We start from the raw sequence: 18,714 nt of genomic DNA, 5'->3' as shown, positions 1-18,714 counted from the left end.
CCACGGCGCAGCCGGTGCCGACGCCCCCCACCTCGCCGCCCCTTCGGGCCGCCCCCGCGCTTTCAAAGGACTGGACCCATGACGGACCCGCACGTCACCCCCGCACAGGCGGCCCCGCGTTCCCAGGACGGCTCCACCGCGCGACCGGAGGAGCCCTCGACGCTGGAGGACCTCTTCGCGCAGCAGGTGGCCCGCGCCCCGCACGCTCCGGCCCTGACCGACGGACGGCGCACCTGGACCTACCGTGAACTCGCCGAGCGCGCCGACCGGTTGGCCGCGCACCTGGTCCGTTCGGGCGCCGGGCCGGACCGCGTGGTCGCCCTCGTGCTGCCCCGGTCCATGGAGCTGATCGCCGCCGAGCTCGCCGTGGCCATGACGGGAGCGGCCTTCCTGCCGGTGGATCCCGCATACCCCGCGGAGCGGCGGGCGCTCATGCTCGCCGACAGCCTCCCCGCGGTGACCCTCGACGATCCGCATGCGGTCGCCGCGCTTGTGGAGCTCGTGGGCAAGCAGCACCACGCGCCCTCGGGGGAGGCGGAGGAGCGCGCGGCGCGTGGAGCCGGCCCCGACCGGGCCGCCTACGTGATCTACACCTCGGGTTCGACGGGTACCCCGAAGGGCGTGGCGGTCACCCACCGCGGCATCGGCGGATTCAGCGGGGCCGCCGCCGACCGGTACGCCGTGGGTCCCGGCGACCGGGTGCTGCAGTTCTCCTCGCCCAGCTTCGACGCCTCCGTCCTCGAACTGTTCATCTCCGTTCTGACCGGCGCCACGCTCGTGATCCCGCCGGACGGCCCGTGGCTGGGCGACGAACTCGCCGCGGTCCTGGACGAGCACCGCATCACCCACGCCCTCATCCCGCCGGCCGCGCTCGCGACCCTGCCGGACCCGGCCCAGGGCACCGGACGCCATCTGCGCACCCTGATCGTGGGCGCCGAGGCCTGCTCCGCGGGGCTCGTGGACCGCTGGGCGCCGGACCGCCGCATGATCAACTCGTACGGTCCCACCGAAGCGACCATCGTGGCCACCTGGACCGGACCGCTCGCCGCCGGGCAGGGCACCCCCACCATCGGCGCGGCCCTGCCCCACACACGCGTCCACGTCCTCGACGCGGCGATGAGGCCCGTCCCGCCCGGCGCGGACGGTGAGCTGTACATCGGCGGCGACGCCGTCGCCCGCGGCTATCTGCGCCGGCCGGGCCTGACGGCGTCCCGGTTCGTCGCGGACCCCTTCGGAGCGCCCGGGACCCGGCTGTACCGCACCGGTGACCGGGCCCGGCTGCGGCCCGACGGCGAACTGGACTACTTGGGACGCTTCGACCGCCAGGTCAAGATCCGGGGGTTCCGCATCGAACCCGGTGAGATCGAGGCCGCGCTCGGCAGGGACCCGCGGGTGGGCGAAGCCGCCGTCGTCGTCCGCGAGGACGAACCGGGCCGCCCCCGCCTCGTCGCCTACGCGACCCCCGCCGAGCGCGGCGCCCGCCTCGACCCGGCGTCGCTGCGCGCGGCACTCGCCGCCGTACTGCCCGCCCACATGGTGCCGTCCGCCCTGGTCGTCCTGGAGCGCATGCCGCTCACCGCACAGAACAAGACCGACTACGCGGCCCTCCCCGCGCCCGGGCCGACCGCACGCGCCGACCGGGTCCTTCCGCGTACTCCGCAGGAGGAAGCCCTCGCCGCGATCTGGGCCGACGTCCTGGGCATGGGCGAGATCGGTGTCCGCGACGATTTCCTCGACCTGGGCGGCGACTCCATCCTCGCCACCCGCGTCCTCGCTCGGATCCGTGACGACCTGGGCATACGGCTGACCGTCCGCGACCTCTTCACCTCGCGCACGGTCGAAGCCCTCGCCCCGCTGCTCGGCGACCCCTCCGCCGCCGCGCCCGCCGAACCGATCCCGCCCGCCCCACGCACCGGCGACGGCCTGCCGCTGTCCAGCGCACAACGCAGGCTGTGGTTCCTCGACGACCTCGCCGACGGAGGACCCGAATACAACACCGGCCTCACCCTGCGGCTGCGCGGCGCCCTCGACACCGAAGCCCTGCGCCGGGCCCTGCGCAGACTCGCCGGCCGGCACGACGCGCTGCGCACCACCTTCCGCACCGACGGCGGACAGGGCACCCAGCACATCGCCGCCGAAGCGGAACTGCCGCTGCGGACCGTCGACATCGCCGACGTGCCCCACGCTCGGCGCGACCAGGCCGCCGAACGGCTGCTGACCGAAGAGCTGGGCCGCCCGCACGATCTGGCGACCGGCCCCCTCACGCGCGCCCTCCTGGTCAGGCTCGACGACGCCGACCATCTGCTGCTGCTCTCCCAGCACCACATCGTCACCGACGGCTGGTCCGTCTCGATCCTCACCAGGGAACTGGCCGCGCTCTACCGGGCCGAGACCACGGGCGAGCCCGACGGCCTGGCCCAACCGGCCCTGCAATACCCGGACTTCGCGGTGTGGGAACAGGCGCAGCGCCGCTCGGCAGCGGACGACGAGCATCTGCGCTACTGGCGCAGACACCTGGAGGGGATCCAGCAGCTGGAACTCCCCACCGACCGCCCCCGGCCCGCCGTGCGCACCACCGCCGGTGCAGGACACCGCCACCATCTGTCGCCCGCCCTGATGGCCCGCCTGCGTGCGCTCGCCACCGGCCGCGGCACCACCGTGTTCACCGTGCTCGCGGGCGTCTGTGCCCTCCTGTTCGCCCGCTACTCCGGGCAGCGGGACGTCGCGTTCGGCACCATCACCACCGGCCGCGACCGCCAGGACCTGGAAGACGTGGTCGGCTTCTTCGCCAACACGGTGGTGGTGCGCACCGACGTGGACGAACGGGCCAGCGTCGACCGGTTCGTGGAGAGCATGCGCACGACGCTCCTCGACGCCTTCGCCCATGACGCGGTGCCTTTCGACCGGGTGGTCGAGGAGCTGGCACTGCCCCGCGACCCGAGCCGCACCCCGCTGGTGCAGGCCCTCGTCGTCCAGCAGACCGCGACCACCGCACCGCGTGCGGGCGGCGTACGGTTCGACGACCATCCGCTGCCGCGGCCCGCCGCCCGCTTCGACCTCGTCCTGGAGTTCACGCCGGACGCCGACGGCGGCTGCGTACTGACCGCCGAGTTCAACACCGACCTGTTCGCGACGCGGACCGTGGCCCGCATGGCCCGGCATGTGCATCGCCTCCTTGAGGCGATGGCCGACGCCCCGGGCAGTAGCCTGGCCGAACTGTCCCTGCTCTCCGAGGACGAGCAGCGCACCCTCCTGGACGCCTGGAACCCGCCGGTCGACGCGGAACGGGACGCCGACGGCGACCTCACCCTGCCCGACCTGTTCCGGGCCCAGGTGGCCCGCACTCCGGACCGGCCCGCCGTCACCCACGGCACGGACCGGCTCGACTACGCCGAGCTCGAACGCCGCGCCAACCGCCTGGCCCGGGAGCTGATCGCCCGCGGCGCGAGGCCCGAGACGCTGGTCGCGCTGTGTCTACCGCGCACGGTCGAGCTGCCCGTCGTGCTGTGGGCGGTGCTGAAGTCCGGCGCCGGATATCTGCCCGTCGACCCCAACTACCCGGCCGACCGCATCCGTTTCATGCTGTCCGACGCCCGGCCCGCGCTCGTCGTCGCAACCCCCGAGACAGCCGCCGCGCTGCCCCCGGACTGCGCACCACTGATCATCGGGGTCCCCGGCGGCGACGGCGGCGACGGCGGCGTCACGGCGCGCTCCCGGTCATCGCAGGACGTCACCGACGCGGACCGGGCCCAGCCCCTGCTGCCGGATCACCCGGCGTACGTCATCTACACCTCGGGTTCGACCGGCCGGCCCAAGGGTGTCGTCGTGACCCACCGCACGGTCGCCGCCCTGGCCACCTGGGCGGAGGAGCGGTTCGGCGACCGCACACCGGGCCCGGTGATCGCCGCGACCTCCCTCAACTTCGACGTCTCGGTGTTCGAGCTGCTGTGCCCTCTGCTGGCCGGCGGCAGCGTGGAGGTGGTCGCCGATCCGACCGCACTCGCCGACGCGGGGGAGCAGCGGAGCGGACTCATCAGCGGCGTGCCCTCCGTGATGTCCCGGCTGTTCGTGGGGGACGTGGCACCGGTGGCGGCGGACACGGCCGTCCTCGCCGGCGAGGCCCTGTCCGCGCAGACCGTCCACGACCTGAAGGCGGCCCTGCCGTCCTGCACCGTCGTCAACGCCTACGGGCCCACCGAGGCCACCGTCTACGCCACGGCCTGGTTCGCCGGTGATGGAGTACCTGACCAGGCACCGCCCATCGGCCGCCCGGTGGCACGTACCCGCGCCTACGTCCTGGACCGTCGGCTGCGCCCTCAACCACCGGGTGTCATCGGTGAGTTGTACCTCGGCGGGGGCGGGCTCGCCCGCGGCTACCTCGGACGTTCCGGCCTTACCGCCCGGCGGTTCGTCGCCGACCCGTTCGGCGGGCCCGGGACGCGCATGTACCGCACCGGAGACCTGGTGCGGTGGACCGCCGACGGCGAACTGGAATACGTCGGCCGCACCGACCAGCAGGTCAAGGTGCACGGCTTCCGGATCGAACTCGGCGAGGTGGAGGAGGCGTTGCGCCGCTGCCCCGGCGTCGCCGAGGCCGCCGTCCTCGTCTCCGGTAAGGACGACAACCGACGTCTGACCGGCTACGTGGTGAGTGTGCCCGGACACACCGTCACGCCCGAATCCGTACGCCGCACGCTCGGCAGGACACTGCCCGACTACATGGTCCCCGCCACCGTGCTGCTCCTGGACGAGCTGCCGCTCAACCCCAACGGCAAGGTCGACCGCGCCCGCCTGCCGCAGCCCGGCCCCGCGGCCACCCGAGCCGCACACCATGTGGCGCCCCGTACGGCCACGGAGCGCACGCTGGCAGCCGTATGGGCGGAAGCACTGTCCGTCGAACGCGTCGGCGTGGACGACAACTTCTTCGAACTCGGCGGCGATTCGATCCTCAGCCTCCAAGTGGTGGCCAGGGCCCGGCAGGAGGGACTCACCGTCACCTCCCGCGACGTCTACCGCCACCAGACGCTCGCCGCCCTGGCCCGATGCGCCGACGCCGCAGGCCCGCCGCGGCCCGCTCTCACCCGGGTCGACCCGACGGGGCCCGCTCCGCTCACCCCCATCCAGCACTGGCTGTTCGCCACGGACGGCGACCGGGCCGCGCACTTCGCGCAGGCCGTGTCGGTGCTGGTGCCCGACGACGTCGACCCGGAGGCGCTCGAAGGCGCCCTGAACGACGTCGTGGCCCATCACGACGCCCTGCGCTCACGTTTCGAGTCCGGCCCCGGCGCCGCGCCGGCCTGCCACATCACCGACCGGGACGACCGCATCACCCTGACCCGGCACCGCGGCCCGGACACCGACACACCCCACTTCGGCGCCTTCGACCTGGCGCGCGGGCCCCTGCTGCGGGCCGTACTGCACGACCGGGGCACCGGCCGGGCCCCCGTTCTGCACCTCGCCGGGCACCACCTCGTCGTGGACGGGGTGTCCTGGCGGGTGCTCCTGGAGGACCTGGACACCGCCTACCTCGCCCGCCGCGACGGCACGGGCGGCACGCCCGCCCTGCCCGCCAAGTCCTCACCGCTGCGGCAGTGGGCACGACGCCTTGCCGCGCACACCACGGGTGGCGGCTTCGACGACGAACGCGCCTACTGGGCCCAGGCGGCCCCGCCGGCGGCACACGATCTGCCCGTCGACCTGCCGGGCCGCAACACCTACGCCTCCGCCCGCGCCGTCACCGTACGACTCAGTGCCGAGGACACCGCCACCCTGCTGCGTCTGCTGCCCGAGACCTACCGCACCCAGGCCAACGATGTTCTGCTCGGCGCGCTCGGCCGCGCCCTGTGTGCCTGGAGCGGACAGGAGCGGGTCACGGTCGAGGTCGAGGGCCACGGCCGCGAGGACCTCTTTCCCGAACTCGACCTCAGCCGGACCGTCGGCTGGTTCACCACCCGCCACCCCGTCGCCCTCGCCGTCCCCGCGCAGGCCTCGTGGGACACCGTGCTCAAGCAGGTCAAGGAGCAATTGCGCGCCGTGCCGCGGCACGGCGTCGGCCACGACGCGCTGCGGTATCTGACCGGCCCGGGCGACCGGCCCTCCGCACCGTCCGCACCCGTCAGCTTCAACTACCTGGGGCGGATGTCCCCGGGAGAGACGGGCACCGGGCTCTACCGGGGCACCTTCCGCCCCCTTGAACTGGACGCCGACCCGGAGGCAGAACGCCCGCACACTCTGGAGCTGGTGGGCCGGCTGGACGGCGACGCCCTGGAATTCACCTGGTTCTACTCCGACCAGGTACACCACGAGGACACCGTCACGGCTCTCGCCCACGGATATGCCCACGCGTTGAGCGACCTCGCCCGCTACGCCACCGAACCGGACACCGCCGGCCGTACCCCGTCCGACTTCCCGCTGGCCCCACTCGACCAGCGGGCCGTCGACCGCCTCGTGGGTGACGCACCCGCCACGGTCGAGGACATCCTGCCGCTGACTCCGACGCAGGCCGGCATGCTTTTCCACGGCCTCTCCCAGGACGACAGCGGCGTCTACTTCCAGCAAGTCACCTTCGTCCTGGACGGAGTGCCCCGCACCGACCACCTCGCCGCGGCCTGGCAGCGGGTCACCGAGGCCTCGGCCGTCCTGCGCGGCCGCGTGGTCTGGCAGGACGTACCCGAACCCCTGCTGGTCGTCGGGCACGCGGTGTCCGTGCCGGTGACCGTTCTCGACTGGCGCGGCCTGAGCGGCGCCGAGTGCCGCGACCGGCTGGACGTACTGCTGCGCGAGGACCGTGCGGCCGGCATCGACCTGGTCGGCGGTCCGCTCCAGCGCCTGGTCCTTGCCAGGGTCTCCGACACCGCCGTGCGCGTGGTGTGGTCCTTCCACCATCTGCTCCTCGACGGCTGGAGCCTCTTCCAGGTGCTGTCGGACGTGTTCACCTGCCACAGCGCCCTCACCGGCAGGCCCGGCGCCGCCCCCCTGCCGGACCGCCGGCCCTGGCGGGACTACGTGGCGTGGCTCGGCGAGCGCGATCGAGACGAGGCCGAGAAGTACTGGCGCGGGCGACTCGCCGGGCTCGACGAGACCACCCCGCTGCCCTACGACCGCGAACCCCGCGAGGCGCACCGCGCGGAGTCCACCGAAGCCGTGACCGCCACCCTGCCCGAGGCCACGACCGGAGCCCTGGAGGAACTGGCGCGCACCTCGGGTCTGACCCTCAACACCCTCGTCCAGGGCGCCTGGGCCATCCTGCTGAGCCGTCAGGCGCACCGCGCCGACGTGGTGTTCGGCACCACCGTGTCCGGCCGGCCGGCGGAACTGACCGGCGCCGAGTCCATGACCGGCCTGTTCATCACCACCGTGCCCACCCGCGTCACCGTCCCCGCCGACGGCACCCTGCGGGACTGGCTGCGCTCGCTCCAGAGCGACCAGAGCGAGGACCGCGGCCACGACCATCTGCCGCTCAACCGGCTCAAGGCACTCACCGAACTCCCCGAGCGGGCCGCCCTGTTCGACAGCATCGTCGTCTTCGAGAACTACCCGCGGGAGGACGACCTCTCCGCGCACGGCCTCGTTCTGAGCGACGTGGACGGCATCGAGACGACCAACTACCCGCTCGGCCTGGTCGCCTACCCGGGCACCGAACTCGCACTGCGCCTCGGCTACGACCCCGAGCTGTTCGACGCCTCGACCGTGGAGCGGCTCGCCGAATACCTCGCCGTGCTGCTCACCGGGATGGCCGCCGCGCCCGAACTGGCGCCCGCCCGGCTCCCGTTGCTGACTGGAGAGCGACGCGAACAGGTCCTGAGCACATGGAACGACACCACCAGCGACCTGCCCGAGACCACCGTCGCCGAACTCTTCGCCGCGCAAGTGCGCCGCACCCCCGACGCCATCGCCCTGGAAGCCGGCAACGAACGACTCACGTACCGCGAACTCGACGCGCGTGCGCAGGAGTTGGGTGAACGCCTCGCCGCCCTCGGCGTAGCCGCAGAGCGCGCCGTGGGCGTCCTGATGGACCGGTCCGTCGAACTGATCGTCACGCAGCTCGCGCTCGTGCGTACCGGCGGGGTGTACGTCCCCCTCGACGGCCGCGCGCCGCGCGAGCGGCTGCGCCGCATGCTCACCGAGGCCGGCATCACCCTGCTGCTCACCGACGCCGAAGGCGAGGCGATCGCCCGGGACCTGCTCCCCGGGGACGGCGTACGACGCGTCGGCGACCTCACGGCGGCGGGGGAGCCCGGGCCGGCGCCCGCCACCGGCGGCCTCCACCCCGACCACGTGCAGTATCTGATGTTCACCTCCGGATCCACCGGCATCCCCAAGGGCGTCGCCGTCCGCCAGCGTGATGTCGCCGCGCTCGCCCTCGACCGGGCCTTCGCCGGACACGACCGGGTCCTCGTGCACTCCCCGCACGCCTTCGACGCGGCCACCTACGAGGTGTGGGTGCCGCTGCTGCGCGGCGGCACCGCCGTACTGGCCCCGCCCGGCGCCCTGGACGCCGCAGCGGTCCGGCACGCGATCACCGAGCGGCACGTCACCAGCCTGTGGCTGACGGCAGGTCTGTTCCGGCTGCTCGCCCAGGAGGACCCCACCTGCCTCGACGGCGCCCGCGAGGTGTGGACCGGAGGCGAGGCCGTGCCCGGCGCCGTCGTCCGGCGCGTCCTGGACGCCTGCCCCGGCCTGACCGTCGTCGACGGCTACGGGCCCACCGAGACCACCACCTTCGCCACCCGGCGCCCCTTCCGCGCCGGCGACCCGCTGCCCGCCGTCCTGCCCATCGGCCGCCCCCTCGACAACACACGCGTCTACGTCCTGGACGACGTGCTTCAGCCTCAACCTCCGGGCATCCCGGGTGAGTTGTACATCGCAGGCGCGGGCCTCGCACGCGGCTACGCGGGCCGCCCGGGAGCCACCGCCGCCCGCTATCTCGCCGACCCGTTCGGTCCACCCGGAACACGCATGTACCGCACCGGTGACATCGTGCGCTGGAGCGCCGACGGCGAACTGCACTTCGTGGGCCGTGCCGACGACCAGATCAAGATCCGCGGCTTCCGCGTCGAACCCGCCGAGATCGAGGCGCGGCTCACCGCGCACCCCGCCGTCGCCGAGGCCGTCGTGTCGCCGTACACGCTCGACGGACGCAAGCGGCTCGCCGCCCACCTCGTCCCGGCCGACGGCGCCGTCATGCCCGCCGCGACCGAGCTGCGCGCGCACCTCGCCGCCGACCTGCCGGACTACATGCTGCCCGCCGCGTTCGTCACTGTTCCCCGGCTGCCGCTCACCTCGAACGGCAAGGTGGACCACCGAAAGCTGCCCGAACCCGACTGGACGGCAGGCGGCGACAGCGCCTACCGCGCCCCCGCCGGCGAGATCGAGCAGACGCTCGCCGACATCTGGGCCGATCTGCTGGGCGTCGAACGGGTCGGCGTCGACGACAACTTCTTCATGCTCGGCGGCGACTCCATCCTCAGCATCCAGGTCGTCTCGCGTGCCCGCGCCGCCGGTGTCGCCCTCACCCCGCGCGACCTGTTCCGCCATCCCACGGTGGCCCGGCTCGCGGCCGCCACCAACACGGGCACCCCCGTGACGGTCGCCGGCACCGAGCCCGTCGAGGGCGAGGTACCCCTCACCCCGATCCAGCACTGGTTCCTCGACCCGGCACCGCACCGTCCCGGCTTCTTCAACCAGTCCGTCCTCGTGGAGACCGCCCCGGACACCGACCCGGACGTCCTGCGCCAGGCGCTGGCCGCCCTGTGGAACCGGCATGACGCCCTGCGCGCCCGGTACACCGTCACGCACGACGGCACCTGGCACCAGGACGTAAGCGCCGCCGACGCCCCCGACCTGCTGTCCGTCTGCCCGCTGGACGGCCTCGACCCCGCCGCGGCCCGGCAGCGGGAGGAGCGTGCCACCGCCGAGGCGCACGCCGCGTTCCGCCTCGACACCGGTCCGCTGCTCACCGCGCGCCTGTTCACCGGCGACGGCGGCCCGACCGCCCGGCTCCTCCTCGTCGTCCACCACCTGGCGGTCGACGGCGTGTCCTGGCGCATCCTCCTGGAGGACCTGGAGACCGCCTACCGCCAGATCCTGACCGCAGAGCCCCTACGGCTGCCCGCCCGCACCACCTCGGTACGGGAGTGGGCCCGGCGCCTGCGCGCCCGAGCCGACGCCGGCGGCTTCACGGACCAGCTCGCCCACTGGACCCGCGTCGCCGGGCACTGTGCGGAGCCGCTGCCCGTGGACGGCGAGGGCGGCAACACCACGGCCGACGTCCGCGAGGTCACCGTACGGCTGGACCGGCAGCGCACCGACGAACTGCTGCGCCAGGTCCCCGCCGTCTACGGCACCCGCATCGACGACGTCCTGCTCACCGCGCTCGGCCGGGTCCTGGCCGACTGGACCGGCCGCGACACCGTGGCCGTCGGCCTCGAAGGGCACGGCCGCGAGGACCAGGTGTTCGAGGACATCGACCTGTCCCGCACGGTCGGCTGGTTCACCACACTGTTCCCCGTCGCCCTGCGCGTCCCGGCCGACGACTGGGGCAGCGCCCTGAAGGCGGTCAAGGAGCAACTGCGGTCCGTGCCCGAACGCGGGCTCGGCCACGGCGTCCTGCGCCACCTCGCACACACCCCGCGCCTTGCCGCCGCGCCGATGCCCGGCATCAGCTTCAACTACCTCGGCCGCTTCGACTGGTCCACCGACGACGCCACCCTGATCCGCGCGGTGCCCGGCGGACTCGGCGGCGCCGACGCGCCCGACACCGAACGCGCGCACCTGCTCGACGTGGTGGCCCGGATCGAGGACGACCGTCTGGAGATCAGCTGGCACTACAGCCGCGCCCGGCATCACGAGGCCACCGTCACCGGCCTCGCCGACGGCATGCTGCACGCCCTGGAGGAGATCCTCGCCCACTGCGCCGGCCCCGGCGCCGGCGGCCGCACCCCCTCCGACTTCCCCCTCGCCCGGCTCGACCAGAAGGCCGTGGACCTGCTCGCCGGTGACGGACGGGCCGTCGACGACCTCCTGCCGCTGAGCCCGATGCAGTCCGGCATGCTCTTCCACAGCCTGCTCGACCCCGACGGACGCACCTACGTCAACCAGGTGCAGCTGGTCCTGCACGGCGTCACCGACCCCGATGCCCTCGCCGAAGCCTGGCAGCGGACCGTGGACGCCAACCCGGTGCTGCGCTCCCACCCGGCCTGGCAGGAGAGCACCGAACCCGTCCAGGTGATCCGGCACCGGGCCACCGTGCCCGTCGTCCACCACGACTGGAGCGGCCGGCCCGCCGACCTCTGCGCCGCCGACCTCGACCGGCTCATGGAGGAGGACCGCCAAGCCGGCATCGACCTGGCCACCGCACCGCTGATGCGGCTCGTCCTCATCCGGCTCAGCCCCGAACGCGTACGCATGGTGTGGACGTTCCACCACATCCTGCTGGACGGCTGGAGCGCCGCCCAGGTCTTCGACGAGGTGTGCGAGCGCTACGCGGCCCTCACCGCGGGACGCCCGCCCCAGATCGCGGCACGGCGGCCATACGCCGACTACCTGGGGTGGCTGGCCGGACAGGACACCACGAAGGCGGAGCAGTACTGGCGGACCACCCTCGCCGGCTTCCGCGCCCCCACAGAACTGCCGCGCGACCGCCGTGCCACCGGCGCCCACCACAGCTCCTCCTCCGGCACGGTACGGGTGACACTCGACGGAGACGTATCGGCACAGCTGCGGGACACGGCCCAGCACGCCGGACTCACCGTCAACACCGTCCTCCAGGGCGCCTGGGCGCTGCTGCTGTCCCGCTACGGCGGCGGCGACGACGTGGTGTTCGGCACCACGGTCTCCGGCCGGCCCGCCGAACTCCCGGGCGTCACCACGATGGTGGGCCTGTTCATCAACACGCTGCCCACCCGCGCCCGGATCGACGGGCGCCGCCCGCTGCTCGACTGGCTGAGCGACCTCCAGGCCGCCCAGTCCGAGGCCCGGCGCCACGACTTCGTGTCGCTTGCCCAGTTGGGGACCTGGAGCGAGGTGCCCGGCGGGACCAACCTGTTCGACTCCATCGTCGTGTTCGAGAACTACCCCTTCGACGAGGGCGCGCTGGCCCGGCACGGCCTGGCCATGGAGACCGAACGGGACCTGGAACCCACCAACTACCCGCTCAGCGTGGTCGTCGCGCCGGGCGACACCCTCGATGTCAGCCTCGACTACGACCCGGCGGCCTTCGACCCGTCCACCGTCGAGGCACTGGGCGAGAGCCTGCGCACCCTGCTGACCGCGATGGCCACCGCGCCCGCAGGCATCCTCGCCGAACTGCCGCTCACCGACCCCGAGGACGGCCGCGCACTGCTCGACCGGTTCGGCGGAGCCCACGTCAGCGCACCCCGGGACACCCTGCCGGAAGCCTTCGCCCGACAGGCCGCCCTGACGCCCGACGCCCCAGCCGTCCGCCACGGCGAGGACTTGCTCTCGTACCGCGAACTGGACGAGCGCGCCAACCGGCTCGCCCGGCTGCTCATCGACGCCGGCGCAGGACCCGAGCGGTACGTCGCGCTCGCCCTGCCCCGCACCGCCGACCTGGTCGTCGGGCTGCTCGCCGTCCTCAAGAGCGGCGCCGGCTACCTGCCGGTCGACCCCGGATACCCCACCGAACGCATCGCGTTCCTCTTCGAGGACGTGGAACCCCTCGCCGTCGTGACGGCAACGGCGACGGCCGGGCGGCTGCCCGACGGCACGTTCACCCGGATCGTCCTGGACGACCCCGGCCACGCGCGCCTGCTCGCCGCCGCCTCGGCCGCCCCGGTCGGCGACGGCGACCGGCGCGCCCCGCTGCTGCCCGAGCATCCCGCGTACGTCATCCACACGTCGGGCTCCACCGGACGCCCCAAGGGCGTGGTCGTCGCGCACGGTTCGGTGCTCGCCCTGACCGACTGGGCGGCGGCGGAGTTCACCGGCCGGGGACTTGAGCATGTGGTGGCCTCCACGTCGCTCAACTTCGACGTGTCGGTTTTCGAGATCTTCTCGCCGCTCATGTCCGGCGGCTGCGTCGAGATCGTCCGCGACCTGCTCGCCCTCGCCGAGCGGCCCGGCCCCTGGCGGGCCGGACTGCTCAGCGCGGTGCCCTCCGCCCTCGGCCGGCTGCTCGCCGAGGACACCGTGCACGTCAGCGCCGACACCGTGGTGCTCGCGGGGGAGGGGCTGCCCGCCCGGACCGTACGGCAGGTCCGCGCGGCCGTCCCCGGCTGCCAGGTACGCAACATCTACGGCCCCACCGAGGCCACCGTCTACGCCACCTCCTTCACCTGCGACCCCGCCGACCCCGACCGCGACCCGCCGATCGGCCGGCCGCTCGGCGGCGCCCGCGCCTACGTCCTGGACGACCGGATGCGCCCGGTGCCCGTCGGCGTGCCCGGCGAACTGTTCCTCTCGGGCACCGGCGTGGCCCGCGGCTACCTGCGCCGCCCCGGGCTGACCGCGTCCCGCTTCCTGCCCGACCCGTTCGTGCCGGACGGCAGCCGCATGTACCGCACGGGTGACCGGGCCCGCTGGACCGCCGACGGCGACATTGTCTACCTCGGCCGCGCGGACGACCAGGTCAAGGTGCGCGGCTTCCGCATCGAACTCGGCGAGGTGGAGGCGGCCCTGACCCGCCACCCCGGGGTGGCGGACGCCGCCGCCCGGGTCGTGGAGCGCGACGGCCACCGTCGCCTCGTCGGCTACGTGGTGCCCGCCCCGGCCGGTGTGCCGGACGGGGCCGCCCCGGCCGGTCTGCCGGACACGGCCGAGCTGCGGACCTTCCTCTCCCGCACCCTGCCCGACCATCTGGTGCCCGCGCTCGTGGTGCCCCTCGACCACCTCCCGCTCGGCGCCACCGGCAAGCTCGACCGGCGGGCTCTGCCCGACCCCGAGTGGACCGCGGGCGCCCGGTCGGGCCGTCCCCCCGCCACCGCGGCCGAGATCACCCTCGCCGCCATCTGGTGCGAGGTGCTGCGCCTGCCCGAAGTCGGCGCCGACGACAACTACTTCGAGCTCGGCGGCGACTCCGTCCTCGGCATCCAGATCGTCTCCGCCGCCCGCCGGGCCGGACTCGCCCTCAACCCCCGCCACCTGTTCGCCCACCAGACCCTCGCCGAACTGGCAGCAGCAGCACAGGAGTTGACGCACTCGACGGTCGTGGCCGAGCAGGGGCCGGTCGTCGGCGAGGCACCACTGACCCCGGTCCAGCACTGGCTGCTCGACACGCTCCCCGGCGATCCGGCGGACTTCAGTCAGGCCGTCTCCTACGAACTGGCCGAGGACACCGACGTATCGCTGCTGCGGGGCGCCCTGGCCGCCGTCCTGGAACGGCACGACGCCCTGCGGCTGCGCTTCGAGCGGGACACCACCGGAGCGTGGCGCCAGCACGGCACCGCGCCCGGCGAGGAGCCGCACCTGGAGGTGCACGACGGCCCGCCGACCGCCGACGCGGCACCAAGCCCGACCGACGGCTTCGACCTGGCCAACGGTCCGCTCCTACGGGCCGTCCTGCGCCGGGACGCGGACACCGGGCAGCCGGTGTTGACGCTCGCCGCCCACCACCTCGTCGTGGACGCGGTGTCCTGGCGGCTGATCCTGGAGGACCTCGACACCGCGTACCGCGCCCTGCGCGCCGGGCAGCGCCCGGACTTCGGCGCCAAGAGCACGTCCTTCCGCGCCTGGGCACAGCGCCTCGCCGCGCACACCGCGGCGGGCGGCTTCGACACCGAAGTCCCGTACTGGCAGACCCAGCAGGCCGAGGGTCCGCTCCCCGTCGACCTGCCCGGGGGCGCGAACACCGCCGCCGAGGAGGAGACGGTCACCGCCGCGCTGAACGCCGACGAAACCCGGCGGCTCCTCCAGAACGTCCCGGACGCCTACCGCACACGCGTCAACGACGTGCTCCTGTACGCCCTCGGCCGAGTCCTGGCCCGCTGGGCCGGGCGGGACCGGGTGGCGGTCGCCCTGGAAGGACACGGCCGCGAGGACCTGTTCGAGGAGGTCGACCTCTCCCGCACCGTCGGCTGGTTCACCAGCCTGTACCCGGTCGCCCTGGACGTGGCACGGGACGCCGCCACCGGCGCCGCACTCAAGGCCGTCAAGGAGAATCTGCGGGCCGTGCCCGGGGGCGGCATCGGCTACGGCGCCCTGCGCCATCTGAGCCCCACCGCCGGCCACGGCCTGCCGCCCCTGCCGGAGATCAGCTTCAACTACCTCGGACGGCAGGACCGCCAAGCCGCGAGCGACGGCCTGCTGCACGCCGCGCACGGCGGCCTCACCGGCGGGATGGACCGCTCGGCCGAGCGCCCCCACCTGCTCGACGTCCTCGGACATGTGACCGACGGACGGCTGGAGTTCGGCTGGTCGTACTCGCGGGCCCTGCACCGCCGTGACACCGTCGAACGCCTCGCCGCCGAGCTCACCGGCGAACTGCGGGCACTGGTACGGCACTGCGCCGAGCCCGGCGCGGGCGGCCGCACCCCGTCCGACTTCCCGCTGGCCCCACTCGACCAGGCCGCCGTCGACACCATCGTGGGCACCGGCCGGGACGTACGGGACGTGTATCCGCTCACGCCCACCCAGACCGGCATGGTCGTGCACGGCATGGACGAGGCAGCACAGGGCCTGTACGTCGAGCAGATCACCTTCGTGGTGGACGGGGCCCGCGACCTGGACCGGCTCGCCGCCGCCTGGCAGCACGTGGTCGACCACACCCCGATCCTGCGCACCGCCGTTGTCCTGACCGGCGCACCCGTACCGCTCCAGACCGTGCACCGGGACGTCACCCTGCCGGTCACCCGGCACGACTGGACCACCCTGCCCGACGACCGCCATCCGGCAGAACTCGAACAACTCCTCACTGAGGAAAAGGCGTTGGGCATCGATCTGGAACGCCCGCCGCTGCTGCGCCTCGCGCTGGTCCGGCTCGGCCCGGACGCGGTGCGCGTGGTGTGGACCTTCCACCACGTCCTCCTTGACGGCTGGAGCGTCTTCCACGTCCTCGGTGACGTCCTCGCGGCGCACGCGGCGCTCGCCCGGGGCGAGCGACCCCAGCCGGCCGAACGCCGGCCGTTCGCCGACTACGTCGCCCACCTCGCGGGCCGCGACACCGGGCGGGCCCGCGACCACTGGCGCGGCGTCCTCGCCGACCTGGCCGCCCCGACCCCGCTGCCCTACGACCGCAGGCCCGCACCGGACAGCACCGCTCGCTCCGGCACCTGGCTCTCCGAACGGCTCAGCGCCGAACGGACCACGGAGCTGCAGGAGTTCGCCCGCCGTCACCGGCTCACCCTCAACACGCTGGTGCAGGGCGCGTGGGCGCTGCTGCTGTCCCGCTGGAGCGGCACGCCCGACGTCTGCTTCGGCACCACCGTCTCCGGCCGTCCGGCCGACCTGCCCGGCGCCGATACCATCACCGGCCTCTTCATCACCACGCTGCCCGCCCGCGCCCACGTCGACGGGGCGGCGCGCTGTGCCGACTGGCTGCGCGCCCTGCAGGAGGCGCGGGCGGAGGACCGCCGCTTCGACCACATGCCCCTCAACGAACTGACCGGCCTCACTCAACTGCCGCCCGGCGCCGCTCTGTTCGACAGTCTGGTGGTGTTCGAGAACTATCCCGTCGGGGACGCCACGGCCGGCGCCCATGGCCTCACCCTGCGCGACCTCGACGCCCGCGAGGCGACCAACTATCCGCTGACCGTGGTCGTCTCACCCGGTGACCGGCTCGCCGTCGAACTCGGCTACGACCCGCGCCACTTCGACGCGGACACGGCCCGCTCCCTCGCCGGACAACTGCTGCACACCCTGCGCTCCCTGGCCGCCGACGGCGCAGCCCGCGTCGACGCCGTCGACACGCTGTCGCCCGAGCAGCGAGGGAAGTTGCTGCGGGGACCGGCCCGCCCAGAGCTGGAACCGGTGGCCACGGCCACCCTCCCGGCCCTCATCGAGGCCGTCGTGGACCGCCTGCCGGACGCGCCCGCGCTCGGCGACCCGGACCGGCTGCTGACCTTCGCCGAAACCGAGGAGCTGGCCAACCGCCTGGCCCACTGGCTCATCGGGCGCGGCGCTGCTCCCGGCACCATCGTGGCGCTGGTGCTGCCGCGCTCCCTCGACATGGTCCTGGCTCAGCTCGCCGTCGCCAAGACGGGCGCGGCCTTCCTGCCCGTCGACCCCGCCTACCCGGACGAGCGGATCACCCACATGCTCCGGGACGCGGCGCCCGCCCTCACCCTGGACGCCAAGGAAGTCGCCGCTCTGCTGGCCGAATTGGGCGAGGACGGCCCCGGCCACCGGCCATCCGACGCCGACCGCGGGCGCCCGCTCGGCCTGGACGATCCCGCCTACGTCATCTACACCTCGGGTTCCACCGGAACCCCCAAGGGCGTCGTCGTCACCCAGCGCGGCCTCGCCGGGTTCGCGGCCGCCGAGGCCGCCCACTATCAAGTCACCGCAGGAGACCGGGTGTTGGCCTTCGCCACGCCCAGCTTCGACGCCTCCGTGCTGGAACTGTGCGCCTCACTGCCGCACGGCGCCCGCCTCGTCGTCCCCGAGCCGGGACCGCTGCTCGGCGAGGCACTGGCCCGGGTGCTGCGTGCCGAACGCATCACCCACACGCTGCTGCCGCCGGCCGCGCTCGCCACCCTGCCGACCGACACACCCGGAACCCTGCCCGACCTCAAGACCCTCATCGTCGGCGCCGACGCGTGCGGCGCCGACCTGGTCGCCCGCTGGGCCCCCCACCACCGCATGGTCAACTCCTACGGCCCCACCGAGGCCACCGTCGTCGCCACCTGGTCCGCGCCGCTGGCCCCGGACGGCGCCGCCCCGCCCATCGGCCGTCCGCTGCCCGCCACCGGCGCCTACGTCCTGGACAGCCGGCTGCGCCCCGTCCCCGACGGCGTACCCGGTGAACTCTGGCTCAGCGGACCGGCGTTGGCCCGCGGCTACCTCGGCCGTCCGGGCCTGACCGCCGCACGCTTCACCGCCGACCCGTTCGGCCCGCCCGGCACCCGCATGTACCGCACCGGAGACCTGGTGCGCCGCGACAGCCGCGGCGAGCTGCACTACCTCGGCCGCACCGACCACCAGCTGAAACTGCGCGGGCACCGCATCGAGGCCGGCGAGGTCGAGGCCGTCCTGACCCGCCACCCGGATGTCCTCGACGCGGTGGTGAGCGTCCGCGAGGACGAACCGGGCCTGCCCCGCCTCGTCGCCCACCTGCTCACCGCCCCCGGCGCCCAACCGCCGACGGACGGCGAACTGCGCACCCTCGCCGCCCGGTCGCTGCCGGGCTACATGGTGCCCTCGGCCTTCGTGGCCCTGGAACACTTCCCGCTCACCGAGAACGGCAAGACCGACCGGGCCGCCCTGCCGGCGCCGGACCCCGGCGCGCCGGCCGCCACAACCGAGTACGTGGCGCCGCGCACGCCCACCGAGGAGGCGCTGGCCTCGCTGTGGGAGGACGTGCTCGGCACGACCGTGGGCGCCGAGGACGACTACTACCTGCTCGGCGGCGACTCGATGCGCGCCCTGCTCATCGCGTCCCGCACCAACGACCTGTTCGGGGTGAACCTCACCCCGCGCGACGTCCTGGTCTCCGGGACCGTCGCCGCCCTCGCGGAACACGTCGAGGAACAAGTGCTCAGTGAACTCGAAGACGCCGCGTACGGCGGCCCCGACCACGACGAACGGTGAGGATCCGACGAT

1 protein-coding gene is annotated in these 18,714 nt (G+C 73.9%); it reads left to right on the top strand.

The genetic code is table 11. The features are described 5' to 3' along the window. Nucleotides 1-78 precede the first annotated feature (78 nt). A complete protein-coding gene (locus AB0D31_RS03360) occupies nt 79-18,702 on the top strand; it encodes a non-ribosomal peptide synthase/polyketide synthase (protein WP_362716298.1) in 18,624 nt (6,207 codons plus the stop codon). The last annotated feature ends 12 nt before the right edge of the window (nt 18,703-18,714 follow it).

It is taken from the genome of Streptomyces sp. NPDC048361 (genome assembly GCF_040651795.1).
Classification (GTDB): Bacteria; Actinomycetota; Actinomycetes; order Streptomycetales; family Streptomycetaceae; genus Streptomyces.
The sequence above is the reverse complement of the archived record's forward strand: the minus strand, read 5'-3'. Positions and strand labels throughout refer to the sequence as shown.